The sequence below is a fragment of the Achromobacter sp. genome (assembly GCF_032102605.1).
Classification (GTDB): Bacteria; Pseudomonadota; Gammaproteobacteria; order Burkholderiales; family Burkholderiaceae_B; genus Achromobacter.
Map to the genome: position 1 here is coordinate 1 of NZ_DAMDGT010000008.1, position 20,089 is coordinate 20,089.

Sequence of the window (20,089 nt, forward strand, 5' to 3'; positions counted from 1 at the left end):
TCCATGATCTTTATTCCTCATGATATGCCTCGCACACAAAATCACGGATAGGCCCCGCGCCGTCGCTAATCGTCATTTCAACCCCAGTGCCGATGGGCGGCGCGTATGGGTCGGCAAGTTGTGGCAGGTCGTCGTCGCGCCGCCCATCACCGCCCCCCCCCCTTCGAAGGCGCCATTAGCAAACACATCGCCGCATGCGCGAAGCGACGCAGTAACGACGACCAGCCATCCATATGCCGACTAGCCGCCGCCCGCGCGGCAGCTAGTCGGCGACCGCGGCGTCGGGCGACCTACGGAGAGAAGTTGAGGCCTACGGAGAGAAGTCGAGGCCTATGAAAAGAAGTTGGAACCACGAAGACAAGCTGCACCCTGCCTAGACAAGATGCACCTCGCAACCACACTCGAGACCAACGACGATCCATCGCCCTTAAAGCAACTTCCCCGGATTCATGATCCCCGCCGGATCCATCACCTTCTTGATCTCCCGCATCAACCGCAACTCAACCGGATCCTTGCTGTGCAGAAAGTGATCCCGCTTCAACTGCCCAATCCCATGCTCCGCCGAAATACTCCCCCCGTAGCGGTTGACCTCATCGAGCACCGCGTCCGTGATCGCCGCGCCATGTTCCGCTACCCAACCGCGGTCCGCACCCGCCGGACGCGACAGGTTGTAGTGCAGGTTGCCGTCGCCGAAGTGGCCGAAGATGAAGGGGCGGATGTCCGGGTAGAGGGCGCGCACGCGGGCTTCGGCGGAAACCATGAAGTCGGGAATGTGCTCGATCGGCAGCGACACGTCGTGCTTCAGATGCGGGCCGTCGGCGCGCTGGGCCTCGGAAATTTCCTCGCGCAGTTTCCACAGCGTCTGCAACTGGGCCAGCGACGCCGACACGGCCGCGTCCAGGCACAGGCCGCGCTCCAGCGCGGTGCCGATCACGTTTTCAAGCAGCGCATTCAGTGCGCCCTCGTCCGCCGTATCGGCCAGCTCGACCAGCACGTAGGCCGGGTAACGTTGATCGAAGGGCTCCTGAACGCCTTCGGCGTGCGTCAGCACCAGGTCCAGGCAATCGCCGGTGAAGAATTCGAACGCCTGCAAACGGGCGCCGCACTGCTCGAACAGAATCTCGAAAAGCTGGAGCGCCTGCGCAGGCGACTCGACGGCCGCCAGCACCACCGAACGCACATCGGTGCGCGGGAACAGGCGCAGGGCCACTGCGGTGATGATGCCCAGTGTGCCTTCGGACCCGATGAGCAACTGCTTGAGGTCGTAGCCCGTGTTGTCCTTGCGCAGTGTGCGCAGGCCATTGAAGACTTCGCCCGTGGGCAGCACGGCTTCCAGGCCCAGCACCAGCTCGCGCGCCATGCCATAGCGCACGACGTTCACGCCGCCGGCGTTGGTGGCCACGTTGCCGCCGATCTGGCTGGAGTCTTCGGCGGCCAGGCTGAGCGGCAGCAGGCGGCCGGCGTCCTGCGCGGCGCGGCGCAGGTTGCCCAGGATGGCGCCGGCCTCGGCGACCATGGTGTTGGCGACGGTATCGATGGAGCGCACGGCGTTCATGCGGTCCAGGCTGAGCACCACGTTATTGGCGCCACCGTCCGGCGTTGCGCCGCCGCACAGTCCGGTGTTGCCGCCGCGCGGCACTACCGGCACGCCGGCTTCCTGGCAAAGCGCCAGGCAGGTGGCGACCTCGGCGGTCGTGCGCGGGCGCACCACGGCCTGGGCCTGGCCGTTGTACAAGCCGCGCCAGTCAGACAGCCAAGGGGCGATATCCGCAGGGGCGGTGAAGACGGTATCGGGGCCCAGGGCCTGGACCAGCCGTTGAGAAAAGTCGGATGCGCTCATGAGATTTGCTTTGCGGCGGGAAAGTGAAGATCGAGTTGCAGGCGGTTTGCGGCCTGTTGCAGGTGGCGGACGGCGGCTTGCCGCGCGCGTTCCGGGTCGCGCGCGCGGATGGCCTCGAACACGGCCACGTGTTCCTGGTGCACCGCGGCGGGCAGGCCGGCTTGCAGCCGGCTGTTGGACCGGGCGGTGCTGACGGCCAGGCGCAATTGCAGGTTCAGGTACTGCAGCAAGTCCTGGTAATAGCTGTTGTGGGTGGCGGCGGCGATGGCGACATGGAACGAGATGTCGTGTTCGACGCCCTGCTCGGGATGCTCCAGGTGCGCCTCAAGGGACGCGAGCGCCCGTTCCATGGCGTCCAGGTCCGACGCATCGCTGCGGACGGCGGCCAAGGCGGCCGCGCCGCCCTCGAGTTCCATCCGCAGTTCGTAGACGCTGGCCAGCTTCTCGCGGTTCACGGCAATGCCGGTCGAAACTTGGAAGCCCTGCACGCCCGTGCGCGACACCACGGTGCTGCCGGAGCCCTGGCGGCTCTGGATCAAGCCCTGAGCACGCAGGCGTTCGGTGGCTTCGCGGATGACGGCGGCGCTGACGCCATACTGCTCGGCCAGGACACGGCCGGAAGGCAGCTTGGCGCCCACGGGATGCACGCCATCGGCGATCTCGCTCGCGAGCTGGCGGGCGACCTGCTCGGTAAGGGTGAGGCTCTTGGTCAACATGAACGGATTATAGGCAGATTCATCAGGTTATCTGATAACTTTTTTGTGAAGTGTCCCTTGATTGACGAGCCTGCCGGCCGGAACGGTTGCGGTCCGCCGGCGCCTTGTCTTCAGGCCGCGACGGATGCGTTCGCCACGCCTTCGTTTTCGACGACGGCGCCGTCCATGTCCACCACGCAACGGCGGCCGCCCTGGGCCTTGGCCCGATAAAGCGCGGCGTCCGCGGAATCCAGCGCGCCCTGGGGCGTCCGGTTGGCCCCCGACAGGATCGAGATACCAATGGACAACCCCACACTGACGGACGATCCGTCGGTGAGCGTGATGGGTTGCGTCACATCGCGCAGCAGATGCTCGCCCAGCCTGAGAGCAGCGGTGGCGTCGATGCCCGTCACCAGCACGATGAATTCGTCGCCTCCGATCCGGGCGGCGACATCATCCACGCGCAACATGGCGCGCATGCGGTCGGCGATGGTCTTGAGCACCTGGTCACCGCCCGCGTGGCCGTGGGTGTCGTTGATGCGCTTGAAATCGTCCATGTCCATGTACAACAGCGCCGCCGCGCTATCGTGCCCGCGCGCGCTGGAGCACACGCGTTCCAATGCGGCCTGCAGGCCGGCGCGGTTGGCCAGCCCCGTCAGCGCGTCTTCGCTCGCGCGGCGATCGCTGTCCCGCTCGGCAAGCATGGTGGACACCAGGATGCGATTGAGCCGGTGTGAGGCGATGCTCATGCTGATCAGGTAGAACGGGATCTGGATGAAGACGATGGCCATTACCCATTCGCCGGTGAACAGCGCGCCCAGACACATCGGCCCAAGGCTCAGGAAGATCATGGCTCCCACCAGCCTGGGCGCGCCGTAATTGCGAAAGCAGATGCCCCCGGCCATGGCGCCGCAGGACACGCCGGCCAGCGTGGCGGCAAGCCAGTCCCCGTTGACGAAGGTAATGAAGACGCCATACCCCACGCTGAACGCCCACAGCAGCGCCAGCAGGATATAGATGTCGGTGTGAGTGTTGCCGCCCTTGGGAGCCGCTCGCAGGGCCGAGCGCAGCAAAGTGACGCGCACAAGCGCCAGCACGATCTCCAGGATCAGCCAGGAGACGTACAGGGGTTCAGGGCGTCGCCATGTGACGACGCCCGAGATCATCAGGGTATTGATGACCCCGCCAGCAAAAATGGGAAGGGTGCCGAACAGACTGGCGATGAGCGCCGCGCGAATATCCGCCGGCGTGTCATGCCCGGAATGCGTCAACCAACGCGTCAGCCGCCACTTGGGCAAGCTGAACTTCAATCCTGTTTCCACGCCGTCATATCCATGGCCATCTGCCGAAATCAGTAGGCTGGCTGGCGTTATAGCAGGTATTTGAAACCTTTAGTATTGTCCCTGGGTGCAATACGGGCGGTATTCAGTCACGACCGCGATGGCCGCAAACCGCGCATTCGGGGTCGCGCTGGACGTTGACGCTGCGCCATTGCATGGTGCGAACGTCCAGCCACAGCAGGCGCCCGGACAGGCTTTCGCCCACGCCGGACAGCAGCTTCAGGGCCTCGGCGGCCTGCATGCTGCCGATGATGCCGACCACCGGCGCGAATACGCCCATCGTGGCGCAGTTGGCTTCCTCGACGTCATCAGCCTCGGGAAACAGGCAGTGATAGCAAGGGGCGTTGTCGTCGCGCAGGTCGTAGACGCTGACTTGGCCGTCAAAGCGGATCGCCGCTCCGGAAACCAGCGGCTTGCGATGCTGGACACACGCCCGGTTGATGGCATGCCGCGTGGTGAAGTTGTCGGTGCAGTCCAGGACCAGGTCGGCCTGCGCGACGGCGTCGGACAGGGCCTGGTCTTTCAGGCGCTCGACGCGGGCATGGACGCGGGTCTGCGGATTGAACGCGCCCAGCATGTCACGCCCGGACTCGGCCTTGGGCCGGCCGACGCTGGCGGTGGTGTGCAGGATCTGGCGCTGGAGGTTGCTGAGTTCGACGACGTCGTCGTCGGCTAGCGTGATGTCGCCCACGCCGGCGGTGGCCAGGTAAAGCGCGGCGGGGGAACCCAATCCGCCCGCCCCCACGATGAGCACACGCGCCGCCAGCAGTTTTTCCTGCCCTTCTATTCCAAGTTCATCCAGCAGGATGTGGCGGGCGTAGCGCAGCAGTTGCTCGTCGTTCATTTGTCCTTGCTGGGCTCGACTCCGGCGGGCGTGATCTTCATGCGCTGCGGGGTTCCGCCGCCGGCCTTGGCATCCGCCTTGGCCTGCGCGCGGGCAGAGCCCTTCTGGACGGGCTTGCCCGCCAGAAGGTTCAGGGCCTGCTGGAGCTGGAAGTCATCCTTGCCGCCAAATTCGAACACCTTGGCAGGAAGATCGACGTTTTCCTGGTCGGCGCTGGACTTCACCTCGTTGGCAGTCTGCTGGTTCGACAGGTGGCGTTGGAGGTCGGCTTCGCGCGGCAGGCGGAACAGATCGCCATCGGCCGTATCGGCAACGACGTAGTCGGGTTCGATGCCGGTGGCCTGGATGGAACGGCCGCTGGGCGTGAAGTACCGCGACGTGGTGAGCTTGACCGCGGTCGTTTCGGACAGCGGCAGGATCACCTGCACGGAACCCTTGCCGAACGTGCGGTTGCCCAGCACCTTGGCGCGCTTGTGGTCCTGCAGGGCGCCGGCCACGATTTCGGACGCCGAGGCGGAACCCACGTTGACCAGCACGACCATCGGCACGGTCTTGGTCCAGGCTGGCAGGCCGGACAGGTAGTTGCTTTCGCCGCGGGCATATTCCGACGGGGTGGCCATGTACTTATGGCGGGCGTCCGGCGTGCGGCCATCGGTGGACACGACCAGCGAATCGGGCGGCAGGAACGCGCCGGACACGCCGATGGCGCTGGTCAGCAGGCCACCCGGGTCATTGCGCAGGTCCAGCACCAGGCCCTTGGGCGGCTCTTTGGCGCCCAGGTCCTTCAGTTGCTTGGCCAGGTCGGCGCCGGTCTTTTCCTGGAACTGAGCGACACGCACGTAGGCGATGCCGTTGTCCAGCATCTTGCTGCGCACGCTGCGCACCTTGATGATGTCGCGCACGATCTTGAGCACGATCGGCTGCGGACGATCGGCGCGCATGATGGTCAGGGTGATGGGCGACTTGGGCGCGCCGCGCATGAGCTTGACGGCGTCGTTGAGCGTCATGCCCTTGGTGGGCGTGTCGTCGATCTTGATGATGAGGTCGCCAGCCATCACGCCGGCGCGCGCGGCGGGCGTGTCCTCGATGGGCGAAATCACCTTCACGAAGCCGTCTTCCGCGCCGACCTCGATGCCCAGGCCGCCGAACTCGCCTTGCGTCGCGGTCTGCATCTCGCGGAACGCATCGGCATCCAGGTAGGCGGAATGGGGATCCAGGTTCGACACCATGCCGGAGATGGCGTTGTCGATCAGGGTCTTGTCGTCGACGGCCTCGACGTAGTTGTTCTTGATGGCGGCAAACACGTTGCTCAGTTGCCTGAGCTCGTCCAGGGGCAGCGGACTGCCGCGCTGGGCGACCGCGGTCACGCCAACGCTAAGCAACACACCCGCCACCGCACCGATGGCAATCAGACCGAAACCGCGAAACTTACGAGTGCCCATGCACACTTCCCGAATTGTGTTTTCGCCGATGGGTTTGGTAATTTACCAACGGTTCATACCAACGACATATGTTTGCCGGCGGCGCATCGCCGACAGCGTCAATCTACTTACTGCGCCTACTTACTGCGCCTACTTACTGCGCCAGCCATTGGGCTGGGTCCACAGGGGCGCCACGATGGCGAATTTCAAAGTATAGGCCGGATTCCACTTGGCCGCCGGTTGCCCCCACCGTAGCAATAGTATCGCCGCCAGCCACCGGATCACCCACCCGTTTGAGCAGGCTTTGGTTGTAAGCATAGACGGTCAGGTACTGCTGCCCATGATCCACAATGATTAGATTGCCGAAGCCTCGCAACCAATCGGCGTAGACCACCGTGCCCGGGGCCACTACCTTGACGGGCGTGCCCTCGGCCGCCCGCAGCACAACGCCCCGCCATACGCCGCCGTCCGGGCGGTCGACGCCGAATCTGCCCTGCACCTGGCCGCGGACCGGCATGGCAAGCCCGTGCCGCAAGCCATTGCCGCCGCCCACCGGCGGGGTCGCCCGCGCGGTTTGCTGGGTCGATGCACTGCGCGTTGGAGTGGCGGGTTCCTCGATCGGTTCCGCCTTTTTGGGCGGTTCCGCGGGTTTTGTTTGAGGGGACGGTTCAACCGGATCCGTGACACGGGTCTGGCGCTGGTCGGCGGGACGCAATCCGGCGGCATCCGGGTCCGCCACGGCCACCGGGCCCCGATTCTGCCGGGCTGCGGCCTCGACCTGTTCGCGCGCCTGCGTGGCCTCGCGAGCGTCGCGGTCGCGGCGGGCGCCGTCCTCGGCGGCCTTGCGGTCGGCGTCGGCCTTGCGGCGGGCGTCTTGCGCGCGCCGTTCCGCGTCGGCGCGCTTCTTGGCCTCTTCGGCCGCACGCCGCGCTTCTTCCGCGGCGCGCCGCGCCTCTTCGGCCCGACGGACTTCCTCGGCCCGCTTGCGCGCTTCTTCAGCCTTGCGGGCCTCCTCGATCTGCTTGGCGATGGCCGCGTCCAGATCGGTGATGAGCCGGGACAGGCGCTGGTCGTCGCGTCCCAGCTTGTTGGCTTCGGCGCGCTGGGCGGCGATCTGGCCCTCAAGCTGCGCCAGCAAGGTGGCGCGTTCTTTCTGTTGCGCCACCAACGCGGTTTTCTGTTCGGAGGTCTCGGCGACCCCTTTTTCGATCTCGGCGCGTCGGGCGTCCGCGCGCGCCTGCAGCGCAGCCAGCCGGTCGATGTCGGCACGCAGCGCCTTCACGGCCTCGGCCCGGGCACGGGACACGTAATCCAGATAGCCGAGGTTGCGGCCCAGCACCTGGGGATCGTCGCCGGACAGCAGGGCCGTCCAGGGCGACAGCCCGCTCGTGTACTGGGTGCGAAGCTGGTCGGCCAGTTCGACGCGGCGTTTGGCCAGCACGGCCTCTTGCGCGGTGATCTGCTTTTCCAGGGAAGTCAGGTCGGCCTGCGCCTGGCGGTTGGCTTCAGCCAGTTCCTTCAGGCGCAGGTTGATGCGGGAAATGGACGATTCCGACTGCTTCAGGGCGTCGGCGGCTTCCTTGCGGGCCGCCTCGCGGTCGTCGATGTCCTTTTGAAGGGACTCGATGCGGTCGCGCAGCGCGGCCTGCTGCTTTTCGGCGTCGGACTGGCGTCCGGCGAGGTCGGAGGGCGCGCCGCGGGCAGGCAGCACCCCTCCGGCCAGCATGACCGCCAACAACAACCCCGCCGTGCGACGCATAGAGATATCAGTCCTTCTTGGCCTTGCCCTGGGCCGCGACGGCGGCCATGGCCGCCTCGATTTCGGCGGCATCCCCGAGATAATAGTGGCGGATGGGGCGCAGGTCATCATCCAGTTCATAGACCAGCGGCTGACCGGTGGGAATGTTCAGGTTGACGATGTCGTCGTCCGACACGTTGTCCAGGTGCTTGATCAGGGCGCGCAGGCTGTTGCCGTGCGCGGCGATCAGCACCTTGCGGCCGGAACGGATGGCCGGGGCGATGGATTCGTTCCAGAATGGCAGCACGCGGGCGACGGTGTCCTTCAGGCATTCGGTGGCGGGCAGCTGGTCGGCCGGGATACGCGCATAGCGGCTGTCGAAACGCGGGTGGCGTTCATCGTCCAGAGACAGCGGCTCCGGGGCGATGGCGTAGGCGCGGCGCCAGATCAGGACCTGTTCGTCGCCGTACTTGGCGGCGGTTTCGGACTTGTTCAGGCCCTGCAGGGCGCCGTAGTGGCGTTCGTTCAGGCGCCAGTTCACGCCGACCGGGGTGTACATCGCATCCATGGCGTCCAGGGCGATCCACAGGGTGCGGATGGCGCGCTTGAGGACCGACGAATAGGCCAGATCGAAGGTAAAGCCTTCTTTCTTGAGCAGTTCGCCCGCCTTGCGGGCCTGTTCACGGCCGGTTTCGGTCAGGTCGACGTCGGTCCAGCCAGTGAAGCGGTTTTCAAGGTTCCACTGGCTTTCGCCGTGGCGCATCAGTACGAGTTTATGCATGGTTGGGGCCGCCCGCGACGCGGGTTAAAGTTAGAGGATGGTTAAGGAATGCGCTCATTTTATAATTGAGTGATTTTGCCCGTGATTTTGCCCCGGCGCACCGCCGTCCATGTCCTGGACGCGGCGCATCAGGGTTCGCCCCTACCCGGATGGCCGGCCCCCTGGCCGACGCGCCAGCCGGCGTAGCGCCAGCCGACGTACTACAGGAAGCCCCGTGGACCTTTTGCAATTCTTGCTCGATAAAAACAACATTTTCATTGTCGCCGTTGCCGTGGTGTCCGGCGTGATGCTGATCATCCCCGCGCTGCGCAAGGGCCGCACCGGCTCCGCCATCAGCACGACCGAGGCCATCCAGATGGTCAACCAGCGCAACGCCGTCTGGGTCGACGTGCGTCCGGCCGAACAATTTCAGGCCGGGCACATCGCTCAGGCACGAAATGTGCCGGCGGCTGACATCGAGCAGAAGGCCGGCTCGCTGCCCAAGAACAAGCCGCTCGTGGTGGTTTGCGACAACGGCCGCGATTCGGCCCGCGCCGCCGCCAAGCTGCGGGCCCAGGGATTTGCCGACGTCGTTCCGCTCGAAGGCGGGATGCGCGCCTGGTCGGCCGCCAGCCTGCCGGTAACTCAGAAGGGTTGAACCGGGGCGTCCCGCCCCCATCTACCTATTCTTGTACCCACAGGAGCGCCCTATGAATAAAGTCGTCATGTACAGCAAGGACTATTGTCCCTATTGCGCACGCGCCAAGTCGCTGCTTGAGCAACGCGGCGTCGCAGACCTGGAAATCATCCAGATCGACCGGGAACCGGCCCAGCGCGATGTCATGATCGAACGTACCGGCCGGCGCACTGTCCCGCAGATCTTCATTGGCGATACCCATGTCGGCGGTTGCGACGACCTGATGGCCCTGGACCGCTCGGGTGGACTCACCCCCCTGCTGAACGGCTAATCGCCCCTTTTTGCCTCTCCCACCAACGGAAACACTCATGGCTGATCAAGACCAAAATACCCAGCAGGAAGGCGGCAACGACGCGCCCTCGTTCAATCTCCAGCGCGTCTACCTGAAAGACCTTTCGCTGGAAATGCCGAACGCGCCCCACGTCTTCCTGGAGCAGGAAGCGCCCCAGGTCGAAGTGAGCATCACCGTGGGCGGCCAGCGCCTGGCTGAAACCGTGTTCGAAACGACGGTCACCGTCACCGTCACCACGCGCATCAACGACAAGGTCGTGTACCTGGTGGAAGGCACGCAGGCCGGCATCTTCGAAGCGTCCAACATCCCCGAAGAGCAGCTCGACCCGCTGCTGGGCATTGTCTGCCCGACGATGCTGTACCCGTACCTGCGCGCCAACATCGCCGATGCGATCACCCGCACCTCGATGCCGCCGCTGCACCTGACCGAAGTCAACTTCCAGGCCCTGTACGAGCAGCGCATCGCCGAACTGCAACAGCAGCAGGCCGCTGGCAACAGCAATGGCAGCGACTCGGGCATCATCCTGCCGCCCGGCGCCACCCGCCAGTAAGCACGCCGCGGCGCCCCATGAACCAACCCGCCGAGCCGCGCCTGCGCGTCGCCGTCCTGGGTGCGGGAAGCTGGGGCACCGCCCTGGCGGCGGCCGCCAGCCGCCGCCATCCCACCCAGCTTTGGGCGCGCGAAGACGCGCAAGCGGCCGCCATGGCCGCCGCACACGAGAACACCCGCTATCTGCCGGGCATCTCCCTGCCCAAGACGCTGCAGTATTCCTCCGACCTCGACGCCACGCTGCGTTCGCTGCAAGGCGACGGCGTCCGCCGCCTGATCGTGCTGGGCGTGCCCGTCGCGGGCCTGACGTCCATTTGCGAAGCGCTATCGCTGCGGCTGCCCGCACTGGGCTTGCAGGACACTCCCATCGTCTGGACGTGCAAGGGCTTTGAAGCCGACACGGCCAGGCTGCCCCACGAAATCATGCGCGAGGCCCTGCCCGGCGCCACCGGCGGCGCCTTGTCGGGCCCGTCATTCGCACGCGAAGTGGCGCAAGGCCTGCCCGTGGCCCTGACCGTCGCCAGCAGCAACGCCGCCCTGCGTGAAACCACCACCTCGGCCTTCCACGGCGCCGCGTTGCGCGTCTACGCCAGCACCGACCTCGTCGGCGTGGAGGTGGGCGGCGCATTGAAAAACGTGATCGCCGTGGCCTGCGGCATCTGCGACGGGCTCGAGCTGGGCACCAATGCCCGCGCGGCGCTGATCACCCGCGGCCTTGCCGAGATGACCCGCTTCGGCGTGGCGCTGGGCGCGCAAGCCGAGACCTTCGCCGGACTGACCGGCCTGGGCGACCTGGTCCTGACCGCCACCGGAGAACTATCCCGGAACCGCCGTGTGGGCCTGGAAATCGGCGCCGGCCGCAAGCTGGCCGATATCCTGGCCAGCGGCGTCACCGCGGAGGGCGTGCGCTGCGCGCGAGCCGCGCTGGAACGCGCCCGTGGCATCAATGTCGAACTCCCGATCACCGAGGCCGTGTGCGCCGTGCTGTTCGAAGGCGTTGCGCCCATGACGGCCGTTTCCGCCCTGCTGGCGCGGGACGCCCGCTACGAAGGCTCCGGATCCGACAATCCGCCCGGCGGCGCACCCGTCACCGCCTAGTCGGCCCATCACCAACAACAACACACGACACCACCCCGAGGAGACCTCCTTCATGACGCAAACCCGCAAGTTCCGGGTCGGCCCGCTGCTGCGCGGCCTGTGCCTGAGCCTGGCCGCCATCCTGCCCGCCGCCGCCCACGCGGACTGGCCCGATCGCCCGATCCACATGGTTGTGCCCTTCCCGCCCGGATCGTCTCCCGACATCCTGGCGCGCACGATTTCCGAGCCGCTGTCCCAGGCGCTGGGCCAGCCTATCGTCATCGACAACAAACCCGGCGCGGGCGGCAACATCGGCACGCGCATCGTGTCGCAGGCCAAGCCTGACGGCTACACGCTGCTCTACACGATCAACGGCCCGCTGGTCACCGCCCCCACGCTCTACAAAAAGACGCTGGGCTACGACCCGCTGAACGACCTGGACCCGGTGTCCCTGGTCGGCACCAGCCCCAACGTGCTGGTAGTGCCCGGCAGCCTGAAAGTCGACAACGTCCAGGATTTCGTCAAGCTCGTGAAAAGCCGCGGCAACTCGCTGAACTACGGTTCGGTCGGCCCCGGCAGTTCGGCGCACCTGGCGATGGAAATGTTCAAGGAAAGCGCCAGCGTCGACCTGGCCCACATCCCGTATTCCGGCTTCCCGCAGGTCATCACCGCCATCATCGGCGGCGACGTGCAAGCCGGCTTCATGGTGCCCGCGATCGCCGTGCCGCAGGCTCGCGACGGCAAGGTGAAGCTGCTGGCCGTGACCAGCCTGCAGCCCAGCGAAGCCCTGCCCGGCGTGCCGACCATGGCGTCCCAGGGCTATCCGGACTTCGAAGCCATCTCGTGGAACGCGGTGCTGGTTCCCGCAGGCACGCCTACGCCCGTCGTGGAACGGCTCAACAGCGAACTGGCGCGCATCATCAACAGCGACGCCGTCCGCAAGCAACTCGCGTTGCAGTACTTCACACCCGCGCCGTCGACCCCGGAAGCCCTGACCGCCCGCATCAAGAACGAGAAGGCGCGTTGGGATCAGGTGATCGAAAAGCTGAAGCTCTCGCTGGACTGAGCTTGATCTGACTGGCGGCGCCTATGCGCCGCCCTCATAGCCCTGCTGCCGCCAGGCCTCGAACACCGTCACCGCCACGGCGTTCGACAGATTCAGGCTGCGCTGCCCGGCCCGCATGGGCAGGCGCAGGCGCTGCTGGGGCGGAAACATCGCCTGGTGTTCGTCCGACAGACCCGCCGACTCTCGGCCGAAGACGAACACGTCACCCGGCTTGAAGCTGATGTCCGCCACGCTGCGCTGGGCGTGGGTGGTCAGCGCATAGATGCTGGACGGGGCCGCCCCGGTGTCATCCAGCGCCTCTTGCAGCGTGTCATGCACGCGCACCGGCTGCCACTCGTGATAGTCCAGCCCCGCCCGCCGCATGCGCGCGTCATCCAGTTCAAATCCCAACGGACGCACCAGGTGCAGCTGCGCCCCGGTATTGGCGCACAGCCGGATGGCGTTGCCGGTGTTGGGAGGGATCTCCGGACAGACGAGGATGACGTGGAACATGGCGGATGACGTGGTGAAAAAGGCTCGCGGCCCGGGTACGGCCGCGCGTCCGTGATTGTCGCCGATTTGTCGGAGTCTCCCGGCAGGTCGACGGGCCAGGAGCCCTTCACGGCGTACGGGCGGCCACCAGCACCGTGACGCTGCCCGCGCCTGCGGCCAGCAACGCCGTTGCCGCGGCATTGGCCGTACTGCCGGTGGTCATGACGTCATCGACGATTGCCACGTGACGGCCGCATACCGGCCGCACACATTCGAACAAGCCAACCGCGCCCCGCTGGCGCGCGCCCCGGCCCAGTGTGGCCTGGCGGGGCGCCTCCCGCCGCCGCACCAGCAGGTGGACGGGCCGGGGCAGCCCAAGCTCCGCGGCCAGGCTGCGGGCGATCTCCGCCGCCGGGTTCAGGCCGCGCAACCGCAGAGAAGCCCGGCTGGCAGGGATGGGAACCAGCAGGACGCCGGGCGGTAGTGAGGCGACGGCTGGCGAAGAGGCTGCGCCTGACGCACAGGCGGCCGCCGCCGGGACAGGCGACGCGGCGACTGCTGCCGCAGCGCCTGGCGAAGCTGCTCCTGGTGTAGCTGCTTTCGATACCGCAGCAGCCGATACCGAGGCAGTCGCCCCCCCGCTGGCCCATGCCTCAGCGGTCGATGTCACGGCGGTCGACACTCTGCCGCCCGACACCATGAACTCCAACCCGCCCATAGCCAGCGCAGCCGCCCCAGCCCCATCAGCCCTCCAAGCCTCCGCCATCAACTTTGCCAAGACCGGCGCCATGCTGAGGCGCAGCCGTGTCTTGAGCATGAGGATCAGGGTGTCCGCCGGCGGCGCGTAGTCGAAAGCGGCCACGGTGCGGCAAAAAGCCCAAGGCTGGGCCATGCAGGCGGCGCAGTGCGCTCCGCCGCCTGCAGGACGCAAGGCGCAGCGGGGGCAACGCGCTGCCGCGCCCGGTGGCGCGGCCATGACGTCGCCCTGGCAGCCTTGGCACAGGCGGGCGCCCGCCACGCGGCCGCCGCAAAGCGGGCAGTCGCCGCCGATGCGCGACAGAAGGCGTCGCCCCACGGTGGGTAGGGACAATCGGAAGCCGCGGCCGGGATGCGCAATAATGTCTGCCATCCCTCATGAAACCATGCTCCGCCCCGGGCGACCCCGTGGGCGCGACCGAAATGTCCCTGCCAGAACCCGCAACGCTCCCCTCCCTGCCCATCGTCAGCGCCGACGTGCCTCGCCAATTCGCCCGCCGCGGCGACCTGGCCGACGCCCAGTTCCTATATGGAGAGGTGGCGCGCCGCATGCTCGGCCGCCTGCAGTACATCCGCGTGCAGCCGCAGGCCATGCTGGACGCCGGCTGCGGCACGGGCGAAAACCTGCCGCTGCTGCGCGAGCGCTATCCCGACGCCGGTTACACCGGCCTGGACAACTGCGAGCCGCTGCTCGAGCAGGCCCGCAAGCGCCACGCGCCCGGTGGGATCTCGGCCTGGATCGGCAAACTGGCCCGTCGCGGCCCCACGACCCCGGTCTTCGTGAACGCCGATCTGGCGAGCACGGGGCTGGCGCCCGAATCGCTGGAGCTGGTGTGGTCAAACATGGCCATGCACTGGCATCGCGAGCCGCACGCCGTCCTGGCCGAATGGCGTCGCGTCCTGAAAGTGGGCGGCCTGGCGATGTTCTCCTGTCTGGGGCCCGCCACGCTGCGCGAACTGCGGCAGGCCCTGACCGACGCCAGCCTGCGCACCGCGACCCCCTCCTTCGTCGACATGCACGACTTCGGCGACCTGCTGGTGGAGAACGGCTTTGCGGATCCGGTGATGGACCAGGAAATCTTGACCCTGACCTACCGCAGTCCGGAAAAGCTGTTGGAAGACGTGCGCGCACTGGGCGGCAATCCCGCCGAAGGCCGTCGTGGCGGACTGGTGGGCCGGGAATGGCGTGACCGCCTGCTCGCGGCTCTGGAGGCGCAGCGCAACGCGGACGGCCTGATCCCGTTGAGCATAGAAGTGGCCTATGGCCACGCCTGGCGCGCCGCCGCGCACCGGACCGTGGCGGGCGAAACCCGCCTGTCGGTCAGCGCGATTGGCGGACGGCACCGCGCGAGCCCCTGACACGCGGTATTGCGCGGCGCTGGCTCAGTGCAAACGTTCGGGCACGGTGACGCCGGGCTCGGACGCCGACAGGGCCTGCATGGGCTCTGACGTCGCACGGATCCGGCGACGCAGCACCGCGGTGGGTTCAGCCGCCGCCACGGCGGGCGCCGCCTCGCCGCGCCAGGCGTTCGACATGGCCTCCACCACCAGCGGCAGATCGCGCAGGCGATGGTATTGGCTACGCAGCCAGCGCGAATCGTTGCCGCTGCGCATGGCGTCGTCGCGCAAGACGGCAACCATGTCGCCCGTGCCCAGCTCTTCGGCCACCGGCATCAGGCGCTGGAACAGCGCGCGCAGGTGGTCTATCAGGCGCACGCGCTCGCCCCGAGGCGTCACGTAGCTGCCTTGCAGGCCGAAACGGCATGCCTGGAAATGGTTGCTGCGGTAGGACAGCCAGGCGGTGTCACCGGGGTCTTCCTCGCGCATCAGCAGCACGGCCAGCGCCTGCGCGAACGCGGCGATTTGGCAGGCGCGCTCCACCGTCAGCGGCGTGTCACAAACCCGGATCTCGACCGTGCCGAATTCGGGCTTGGGACGGATGTCCCAATACAAGTCCTTGATGCTCTCGGCCAGGCCGAAGGCTCGCAACTGCGACAGGTGCGCTTCGAACTGGTACCAGTCCTTGACCTCCGGCGGCATATGGCCGGCCAGCGGGAAACTGTTGACCGCGTTCAGGCGCGAGCACGAGAACAGGGTGTCCACGCCCTCGCAGTACGGCGAAGAGGCCGACAGCGCGATAAAGTGCGGCACATAGGGCGACAGGCGGCGCAGGAGCTTGACGGAGTCGTCGCCGCTCTTCACGCCCAGGTGTATATGCTGGCCGAAGACAGTGAATTGACGCGCCAGGTAACCGTACATTTCGGCCAGGTACTGGAAGCGCGGGGTGTCGGAGATGGACCGTTCCTGCCAGCGCATGAACGGATGAGCGCCACCGCCCGCCACCGACACGCCGACGGCGTCGGCCGCTTCGACCAGCGCATCGCGCATTTCGCGCATTTCGGCCAGAAGGCCCATCGGATGCTCGTGCACCGAGGAGTTCAGTTCAATCATGGACCGCGTGATTTCCGGTTTGACGCGGTCGGCGATGGGATGGTTGGCCATCTGGGCCAACAGTTCGTCAGAGGCTGCTGCAAGGTCAAAACTGCGGGGGTCGATCAGTTGCAACTCAAGTTCGATGCCCAGAGTGTTGGGGGCCGACGAAATGAACGGGATATGTTCCATCTCGGACTCCTTTGAATGTTTGATGAGGGTATGCGCCGTTCGACCTTGAAGCCCGGCAACTTCCCGGGGGGCACTAGACGGCGGCTTGTGAACGCATGATAGCCGCAGCTTTGTGGCAAAACGATTGAAAATCGTGACATTTGTGTGCAACATCGCGAAGCATCCGGTTTTGCCCTCTGAGAGAAAGTGAGCGAGCGCTTACAACATAGCGATGGCGCGGGCTGCCAGCCGACGGCGCCCGCGAAGCCAGATTTCAAGGGGGTTTGAGACTGGAGCGGGATAACCCTAATCAGGGTTATCCCTAAGAAAATAGCGGGCCGAGCGGCCCTACTTGCGCCAGAAGATCGGCGTGAACAAAACCAGCACCGTCAGCAGCTCCAGACGACCGATCAGCATGGCGAACGTGCACACCCAGATCTGGAAATCGGACAACACCGCGAAGGTGCCCATCGGGCCCACAGGCCCCAGTCCGGGCCCCGTGTTGTTCACGCTGGCGAAGACCGCCGAGAACGCCGTGATCGGGTCCAGGCCGGACAACAGCAGCAGGCTGGTGAAGACGGCGATGGAAAGCCCATAGAACAGCATGAAGGCCAGCACGGACGACATCGTCCGGGTCTCGACGGCCCGGCCGTTGATCCGGACAGGGCTGACCGCATGGGGATGCAACATCGTCACCAGTTCATTGCGAGCCTGCTTGATCAGCAGGATGGCGCGAATCATCTTGATGCCGCCCCCCGTGGAACCGGCCGACGTGGCGAACCCCGACAGCAGCAGCATCGTCAGGGGGGCAAACAGCGGCCACTGCGCGAAATCGGTGTTGGCGTAGCCGGTGGTGGTGGCCATCGAGATTGTGTTGAACATCCCGTAGCGCAGCGCTTCCAGGGGATCGGTGTAGACGTCCTTGATGAACAGGAACACCGAAATGACCAGCCCCACGCCCAGCACGACGACCAGGTAGGGAATGGCCTCCGGGCAGCGCCAGTAGGCGCGCGGGCTGCGCTGGCGGAAGGCGTTGAAATGGGTGGCGAAGTTGATGCCGGCGATCAGCATGAACACCATGGCCACCATTTCGACCGCGACCGAGTCGAAATGCGCGAAGCCGTCGTCCCAGGTGGAGAACCCGCCCAGCCCCATGGTGGTGGCCATGTGGCACCAGGCCTCGAACCAGGACAGTCCGGCAAGGCGGTAGGCCAGGAAACAGAGGATCGAGAACACGAAATAGACCGCGTACAGGGCCTTGGCCGTGCTGGCGATACGGGGCGTCAGGCGCTCGTCTTTCATGGGGCCGGGCGTTTCTGCCCGGACGACCTGGTGGCCGCCCACCCCCAGCAGGGGCAGAATCGCCACGGCCAGCACCAGGATACCCATGCCGCCGATCCAGATCAGCGTGGCGCGCCACAGGTTGATCGACGGCGGCAAGGTGTCCAGATTGGTAAGGACTGTAGCCCCGGTGGTGGTCAGCCCGGACATGGACTCGAAATAGGCGCCGGTGAAGGACAGCGGCAGGCCGGCGCCGTGGAAATACAGCAGCAGCGGGATGGCGGCCAGCAGCGGCAGGCCTGCCCAGACCGCCGACACCAGCACGAAGCCGTCGCGCGCCCGCAATTCACTGCGATTGCGCCGGGTCAGCGCGGCCAGGCCACCGCCGATGCCGACCGAGATCAGGAACCCGTCCCGGAAAGCGTCCCGCGCGCCGTCCGCCCCCACATAGGCGATGAACAGCGGAATCAGCATGGTGAGGGCGAACATCACCATGGTGAGGCCAAGGATGTAGAGGGTGGCCAGGACGCGCTTCATGGAGGCTTACCCGGCCGCGCGCGGCCTGCGAAGGAAAGGAAGGTGGCGCATCAGAAGAAAGACGCCGAAACTTGAAACAGCTTTTCAACGCGCGGCATCTGCTGGCGCGAGGGCACGAAAACAATGACGTGGTCGTCGGTTTCGATCACGGTGTCGGCATCCGGCAGGATGATCTCTTCGCCCCGCACCAGCGCGCCGATGCTGGCGCCCTTGGGCAGGCTGATCTTTCCGACCGCGCGGCCGACGACCTTGGACGTGGAGCGGTCGCCGTGGGCGATGGCCTCCAGGGCTTCAGCCACGCCCTGGCGCAACCGGTGCACCGCGACGACGTCCCCGCGGCGCACGTGGCGCAGGAGTTCGCTCATGGTGGCCTGCGACGGCGACACGGCGATGTCGATATGGCTGCCCTGCATGAGTTCGCCATACGCGTGGCGGTTGATCAGCGCGATCACCTTGCGCGCGCCCAGGCGCTTGGCCAGCAGCGACGACATGATGTTGTCTTCGTCGTCGCTGGTCAGGGCCAGCCACGTGTCCATGTCCTCGATGTTCTCGCGTTCCAGCAGCGCCTCGTCGGTGCCGCTGCCGTGCAGGATCAGCACGCTGTCGGGGAGCTGGGTCGCCAGGTATTCGCAGCGTTTCAGGTCGTGCTCGACGATCCGCACGCTGTATTTTTCCTCGGCAAGCTGGCGCGCCAGGCGCAGGCCGATATTGCCGCCGCCCGCGATCATCACGCGGCGCACCGCCCGCTCGGCGTCACGCAGCTTGCGGACGGCGCGGCGCGCGTGGTCGGAATCCACCACCAGCACGACTTCGTCGCCCGGGGCGATGACGGTGCCGCTGCCGGCCCGCAGCGGCCGACCGCCGCGCAGCACGTCGATCACGCGCGCCTTCACGTCCGGCCATACGTCGCGCAGCGTGTCGATGGAAGCATGCGCCATGGGGCTGCCATGCCCGACCCGAACCGTCACGACGCTGACGCGGCCCTCGGCGAACTCCACGACCTGAAGGGCCTCCGGAAACTCGATGAGGCTGTGCAGATAGGTGGTGACGCTGCGCTCGGGGCTGATGAGCGCGTCGATACAGAAGCCGTCCTCGCTCATGAGTTCCGGATGTTCCGGGAACTCGGCCGAGCGGATACGGGCAATGCGACGGGGGATATTGAAGAGCTGCCGCGCGATCTTGCACGCGACCATGTTGGCGGAGTCGGACGCCGCACAGGCGATGAACAGGTCGGTGTCGGCGGCGCCGGCGTTTTCAAGCACCGAGACCTGCGAGCCGTCACCGAGGACGACGCGCAGGTCGAAATGTTCTTGCAGGTAATGCAACTGGGCGGGGTCGGAATCGATGACCGTGATGTCGTTCTGTTCGGACACCAGGTTTTCCGCCACGCTGGTGCCTACGCGACCAGCGCCCATGATGAGGATCTTCATGTGCTGCGCTTGCGCGCGGACTCGATGCCCAATTGCTTGAGCTTGCGGTAGAGGTGGGTGCGTTCCAGCCCGGTCCGTTCGGACACACGCGTCATGCTGTGGCTTTCCCTGACCAGGTGATATTCAAAATAGATGCGTTCGAATTCGTCGCGCGCTTCGCGCAGCGGCTGGTCCAGCGAGATGCTGCCGAGCTGGCCGTTGGATGCCGCCGGGGCTTCGCTGGTGGACACCGCGGCCAGGGTGGGCGGATCCAGTTCGTCTTCCAGGGCCACCACCGGGCTTGCCGCGGCCGGGTTGGCTGCGACGGGCGCTGGATGCGGCGCGCGGCCACGCGCCAGGCCCGCGGCCACGGTCTTGAGGAGGCGTTGCAGGGTGATGGGTTTTTCCAGGAAGTCCATCGCGCCGATGCGCGTGGCCTCGACCGCCGTGTCGATGGTGGCGTGGCCACTCATCATGATGACGGGCATGTCGAGCAGGCCTTGCGAGCCCCATTCCTTGAGCAGGCTGACACCGTCGGTGTCGGGCATCCAGATGTCCAGCAACACCAGATCGGGACGCATGCGAAGGCGTGCAGCACGCGCTTGCGCCGCGTTTTCGGCCAGTTCGACCGTGTGTCCTTCGTCGTAAAGGATTTCCGACAAAAGCTCGCGTATACCGACTTCGTCGTCAACCACCAGAATTCTGGCCATAAAGC

At 66.3% G+C, this 20,089-nt stretch carries 18 protein-coding genes; 6 read left to right on the top strand and 12 right to left on the bottom strand.

Going from position 1 to position 20,089, the window contains the following annotated elements; translation table 11 throughout:
* Positions 1-427 precede the first annotated feature (427 nt).
* From RT614_RS18120 to gpmA, 7 genes are all read right to left on the bottom strand, one after another.
* Positions 428-1,840, bottom strand: a complete 1,413-nt coding sequence (locus RT614_RS18120) for an FAD-binding oxidoreductase (protein ID WP_313623524.1) — start codon at positions 1,838-1,840, stop codon at positions 428-430.
* Positions 1,837-2,556, bottom strand: a complete 720-nt coding sequence (locus tag RT614_RS18125; RefSeq protein ID WP_313623525.1) for a FadR/GntR family transcriptional regulator — start codon at positions 2,554-2,556, stop codon at positions 1,837-1,839. Before RT614_RS18125 ends, RT614_RS18120 begins: the two co-directional genes overlap by 4 nt.
* A gap of 110 nt (positions 2,557-2,666) precedes the next feature.
* Positions 2,667-3,845 (bottom strand): GGDEF domain-containing protein, encoded by a 1,179-nt coding sequence (locus RT614_RS18130; RefSeq protein ID WP_313623526.1) that lies wholly within the window; start codon positions 3,843-3,845, stop codon positions 2,667-2,669.
* A 115-nt stretch (positions 3,846-3,960) separates the two neighbouring features.
* Entirely contained in the window at positions 3,961-4,719 is a 759-nt protein-coding gene (locus tag RT614_RS18135) for a molybdopterin-synthase adenylyltransferase MoeB (RefSeq protein ID WP_313623527.1), read from the bottom strand.
* Positions 4,716-6,161 carry a S41 family peptidase gene (locus tag RT614_RS18140; protein WP_313623528.1) on the bottom strand — a complete coding sequence of 482 codons (1,446 nt, stop codon included), beginning with the start codon at positions 6,159-6,161 and terminating at the stop codon, positions 4,716-4,718. Before RT614_RS18140 ends, RT614_RS18135 begins: the two co-directional genes overlap by 4 nt.
* Positions 6,162-6,294: 133 nt before the next feature.
* Positions 6,295-7,899, bottom strand: a complete 1,605-nt coding sequence (locus tag RT614_RS18145; protein WP_313623529.1) for a peptidoglycan DD-metalloendopeptidase family protein — start codon at positions 7,897-7,899, stop codon at positions 6,295-6,297.
* A 7-nt stretch (positions 7,900-7,906) separates the two neighbouring features.
* Positions 7,907-8,659 (bottom strand): 2,3-diphosphoglycerate-dependent phosphoglycerate mutase, encoded by a 753-nt coding sequence (gene gpmA, locus RT614_RS18150; RefSeq protein WP_313623530.1) that lies wholly within the window; start codon positions 8,657-8,659, stop codon positions 7,907-7,909.
* Between the two features lie 214 nt (positions 8,660-8,873).
* Here gpmA and RT614_RS18155 point away from each other — a divergent pair, with 214 nt between their 5' ends.
* Genes RT614_RS18155 through RT614_RS18175 form a run of 5 tightly spaced genes read left to right on the top strand, consistent with a single transcriptional unit; the run spans position 8,874 to position 12,319 of the window.
* A complete protein-coding gene (locus tag RT614_RS18155; RefSeq protein WP_313623531.1) occupies positions 8,874-9,296 on the top strand; it encodes a rhodanese-like domain-containing protein in 423 nt (140 codons plus the stop codon).
* A gap of 52 nt (positions 9,297-9,348) precedes the next feature.
* Positions 9,349-9,606: a glutaredoxin 3 gene (grxC, locus tag RT614_RS18160; protein WP_313623532.1), complete on the top strand. Its 258-nt coding sequence runs from the start codon at positions 9,349-9,351 to the stop codon at positions 9,604-9,606.
* Between the two features lie 37 nt (positions 9,607-9,643).
* Positions 9,644-10,177, top strand: a complete 534-nt coding sequence (gene secB, locus RT614_RS18165; protein WP_313623533.1) for a protein-export chaperone SecB — start codon at positions 9,644-9,646, stop codon at positions 10,175-10,177.
* A 17-nt stretch (positions 10,178-10,194) separates the two neighbouring features.
* Entirely contained in the window at positions 10,195-11,274 is a 1,080-nt protein-coding gene (locus RT614_RS18170) for an NAD(P)H-dependent glycerol-3-phosphate dehydrogenase (RefSeq protein ID WP_313623534.1), read from the top strand.
* A gap of 52 nt (positions 11,275-11,326) precedes the next feature.
* Positions 11,327-12,319, top strand: a complete 993-nt coding sequence (locus RT614_RS18175) for a tripartite tricarboxylate transporter substrate binding protein (RefSeq protein ID WP_313623535.1) — start codon at positions 11,327-11,329, stop codon at positions 12,317-12,319.
* A gap of 21 nt (positions 12,320-12,340) precedes the next feature.
* On the opposite strand, the gene RT614_RS18180 is transcribed toward RT614_RS18175, so the two are convergent.
* A complete protein-coding gene (locus tag RT614_RS18180; RefSeq protein WP_313623536.1) occupies positions 12,341-12,811 on the bottom strand; it encodes a tRNA (cytidine(34)-2'-O)-methyltransferase in 471 nt (156 codons plus the stop codon).
* Between the two features lie 1,158 nt (positions 12,812-13,969).
* Here RT614_RS18180 and RT614_RS18190 point away from each other — a divergent pair.
* On the top strand, positions 13,970-14,905 hold the full coding sequence (locus RT614_RS18190) for a methyltransferase domain-containing protein (protein ID WP_313623779.1): 936 nt from the start codon (positions 13,970-13,972) through the stop codon (positions 14,903-14,905).
* Between the two features lie 24 nt (positions 14,906-14,929).
* On the opposite strand, the gene RT614_RS18195 is transcribed toward RT614_RS18190, so the two are convergent.
* From RT614_RS18195 to RT614_RS18210, 4 genes are all read right to left on the bottom strand, one after another.
* On the bottom strand, positions 14,930-16,168 hold the full coding sequence (locus tag RT614_RS18195) for a YbdK family carboxylate-amine ligase (protein WP_313623537.1): 1,239 nt from the start codon (positions 16,166-16,168) through the stop codon (positions 14,930-14,932).
* Positions 16,169-16,495: 327 nt separating this feature from the next.
* Positions 16,496-17,965 (bottom strand): potassium transporter TrkG, encoded by a 1,470-nt coding sequence (locus RT614_RS18200; protein WP_313623538.1) that lies wholly within the window; start codon positions 17,963-17,965, stop codon positions 16,496-16,498.
* Positions 17,966-18,015: 50 nt separating this feature from the next.
* Positions 18,016-19,395 carry a Trk system potassium transporter TrkA gene (trkA, locus tag RT614_RS18205; RefSeq protein WP_313623539.1) on the bottom strand — a complete coding sequence of 460 codons (1,380 nt, stop codon included), beginning with the start codon at positions 19,393-19,395 and terminating at the stop codon, positions 18,016-18,018.
* Positions 19,392-20,084 (bottom strand): response regulator, encoded by a 693-nt coding sequence (locus RT614_RS18210; protein WP_313623540.1) that lies wholly within the window; start codon positions 20,082-20,084, stop codon positions 19,392-19,394. Before RT614_RS18210 ends, trkA begins: the two co-directional genes overlap by 4 nt.
* Between the last annotated feature and the right edge of the window lie 5 nt (positions 20,085-20,089).

What these genes read in the sequence shown, in the direction of transcription:
- RT614_RS18120 (WP_313623524.1), bottom strand. Translation starts at nt 1,840, where the DNA reads ATGAGCGCATCCGACTTTTCTCAACGGCTGGTCCAGGCCCTGGGCCCC.
- trkA (WP_313623539.1), bottom strand. Translation starts at nt 19,395, where the DNA reads ATGAAGATCCTCATCATGGGCGCTGGTCGCGTAGGCACCAGCGTGGCG.
- RT614_RS18195 (WP_313623537.1), bottom strand. Translation starts at nt 16,168, where the DNA reads ATGGAACATATCCCGTTCATTTCGTCGGCCCCCAACACTCTGGGCATC.
- gpmA (WP_313623530.1), bottom strand. Translation starts at nt 8,659, where the DNA reads ATGCATAAACTCGTACTGATGCGCCACGGCGAAAGCCAGTGGAACCTT.
- secB (WP_313623533.1), top strand. Translation starts at nt 9,644, where the DNA reads ATGGCTGATCAAGACCAAAATACCCAGCAGGAAGGCGGCAACGACGCG.
- RT614_RS18145 (WP_313623529.1), bottom strand. Translation starts at nt 7,899, where the DNA reads ATGCGTCGCACGGCGGGGTTGTTGTTGGCGGTCATGCTGGCCGGAGGG.
- RT614_RS18200 (WP_313623538.1), bottom strand. Translation starts at nt 17,965, where the DNA reads ATGAAGCGCGTCCTGGCCACCCTCTACATCCTTGGCCTCACCATGGTG.
- RT614_RS18175 (WP_313623535.1), top strand. Translation starts at nt 11,327, where the DNA reads ATGACGCAAACCCGCAAGTTCCGGGTCGGCCCGCTGCTGCGCGGCCTG.
- RT614_RS18170 (WP_313623534.1), top strand. Translation starts at nt 10,195, where the DNA reads ATGAACCAACCCGCCGAGCCGCGCCTGCGCGTCGCCGTCCTGGGTGCG.
- RT614_RS18190 (WP_313623779.1), top strand. Translation starts at nt 13,970, where the DNA reads ATGTCCCTGCCAGAACCCGCAACGCTCCCCTCCCTGCCCATCGTCAGC.
- RT614_RS18135 (WP_313623527.1), bottom strand. Translation starts at nt 4,719, where the DNA reads ATGAACGACGAGCAACTGCTGCGCTACGCCCGCCACATCCTGCTGGAT.
- grxC (WP_313623532.1), top strand. Translation starts at nt 9,349, where the DNA reads ATGAATAAAGTCGTCATGTACAGCAAGGACTATTGTCCCTATTGCGCA.
- RT614_RS18125 (WP_313623525.1), bottom strand. Translation starts at nt 2,556, where the DNA reads ATGTTGACCAAGAGCCTCACCCTTACCGAGCAGGTCGCCCGCCAGCTC.
- RT614_RS18140 (WP_313623528.1), bottom strand. Translation starts at nt 6,161, where the DNA reads ATGGGCACTCGTAAGTTTCGCGGTTTCGGTCTGATTGCCATCGGTGCG.
- RT614_RS18210 (WP_313623540.1), bottom strand. Translation starts at nt 20,084, where the DNA reads ATGGCCAGAATTCTGGTGGTTGACGACGAAGTCGGTATACGCGAGCTT.
- RT614_RS18180 (WP_313623536.1), bottom strand. Translation starts at nt 12,811, where the DNA reads ATGTTCCACGTCATCCTCGTCTGTCCGGAGATCCCTCCCAACACCGGC.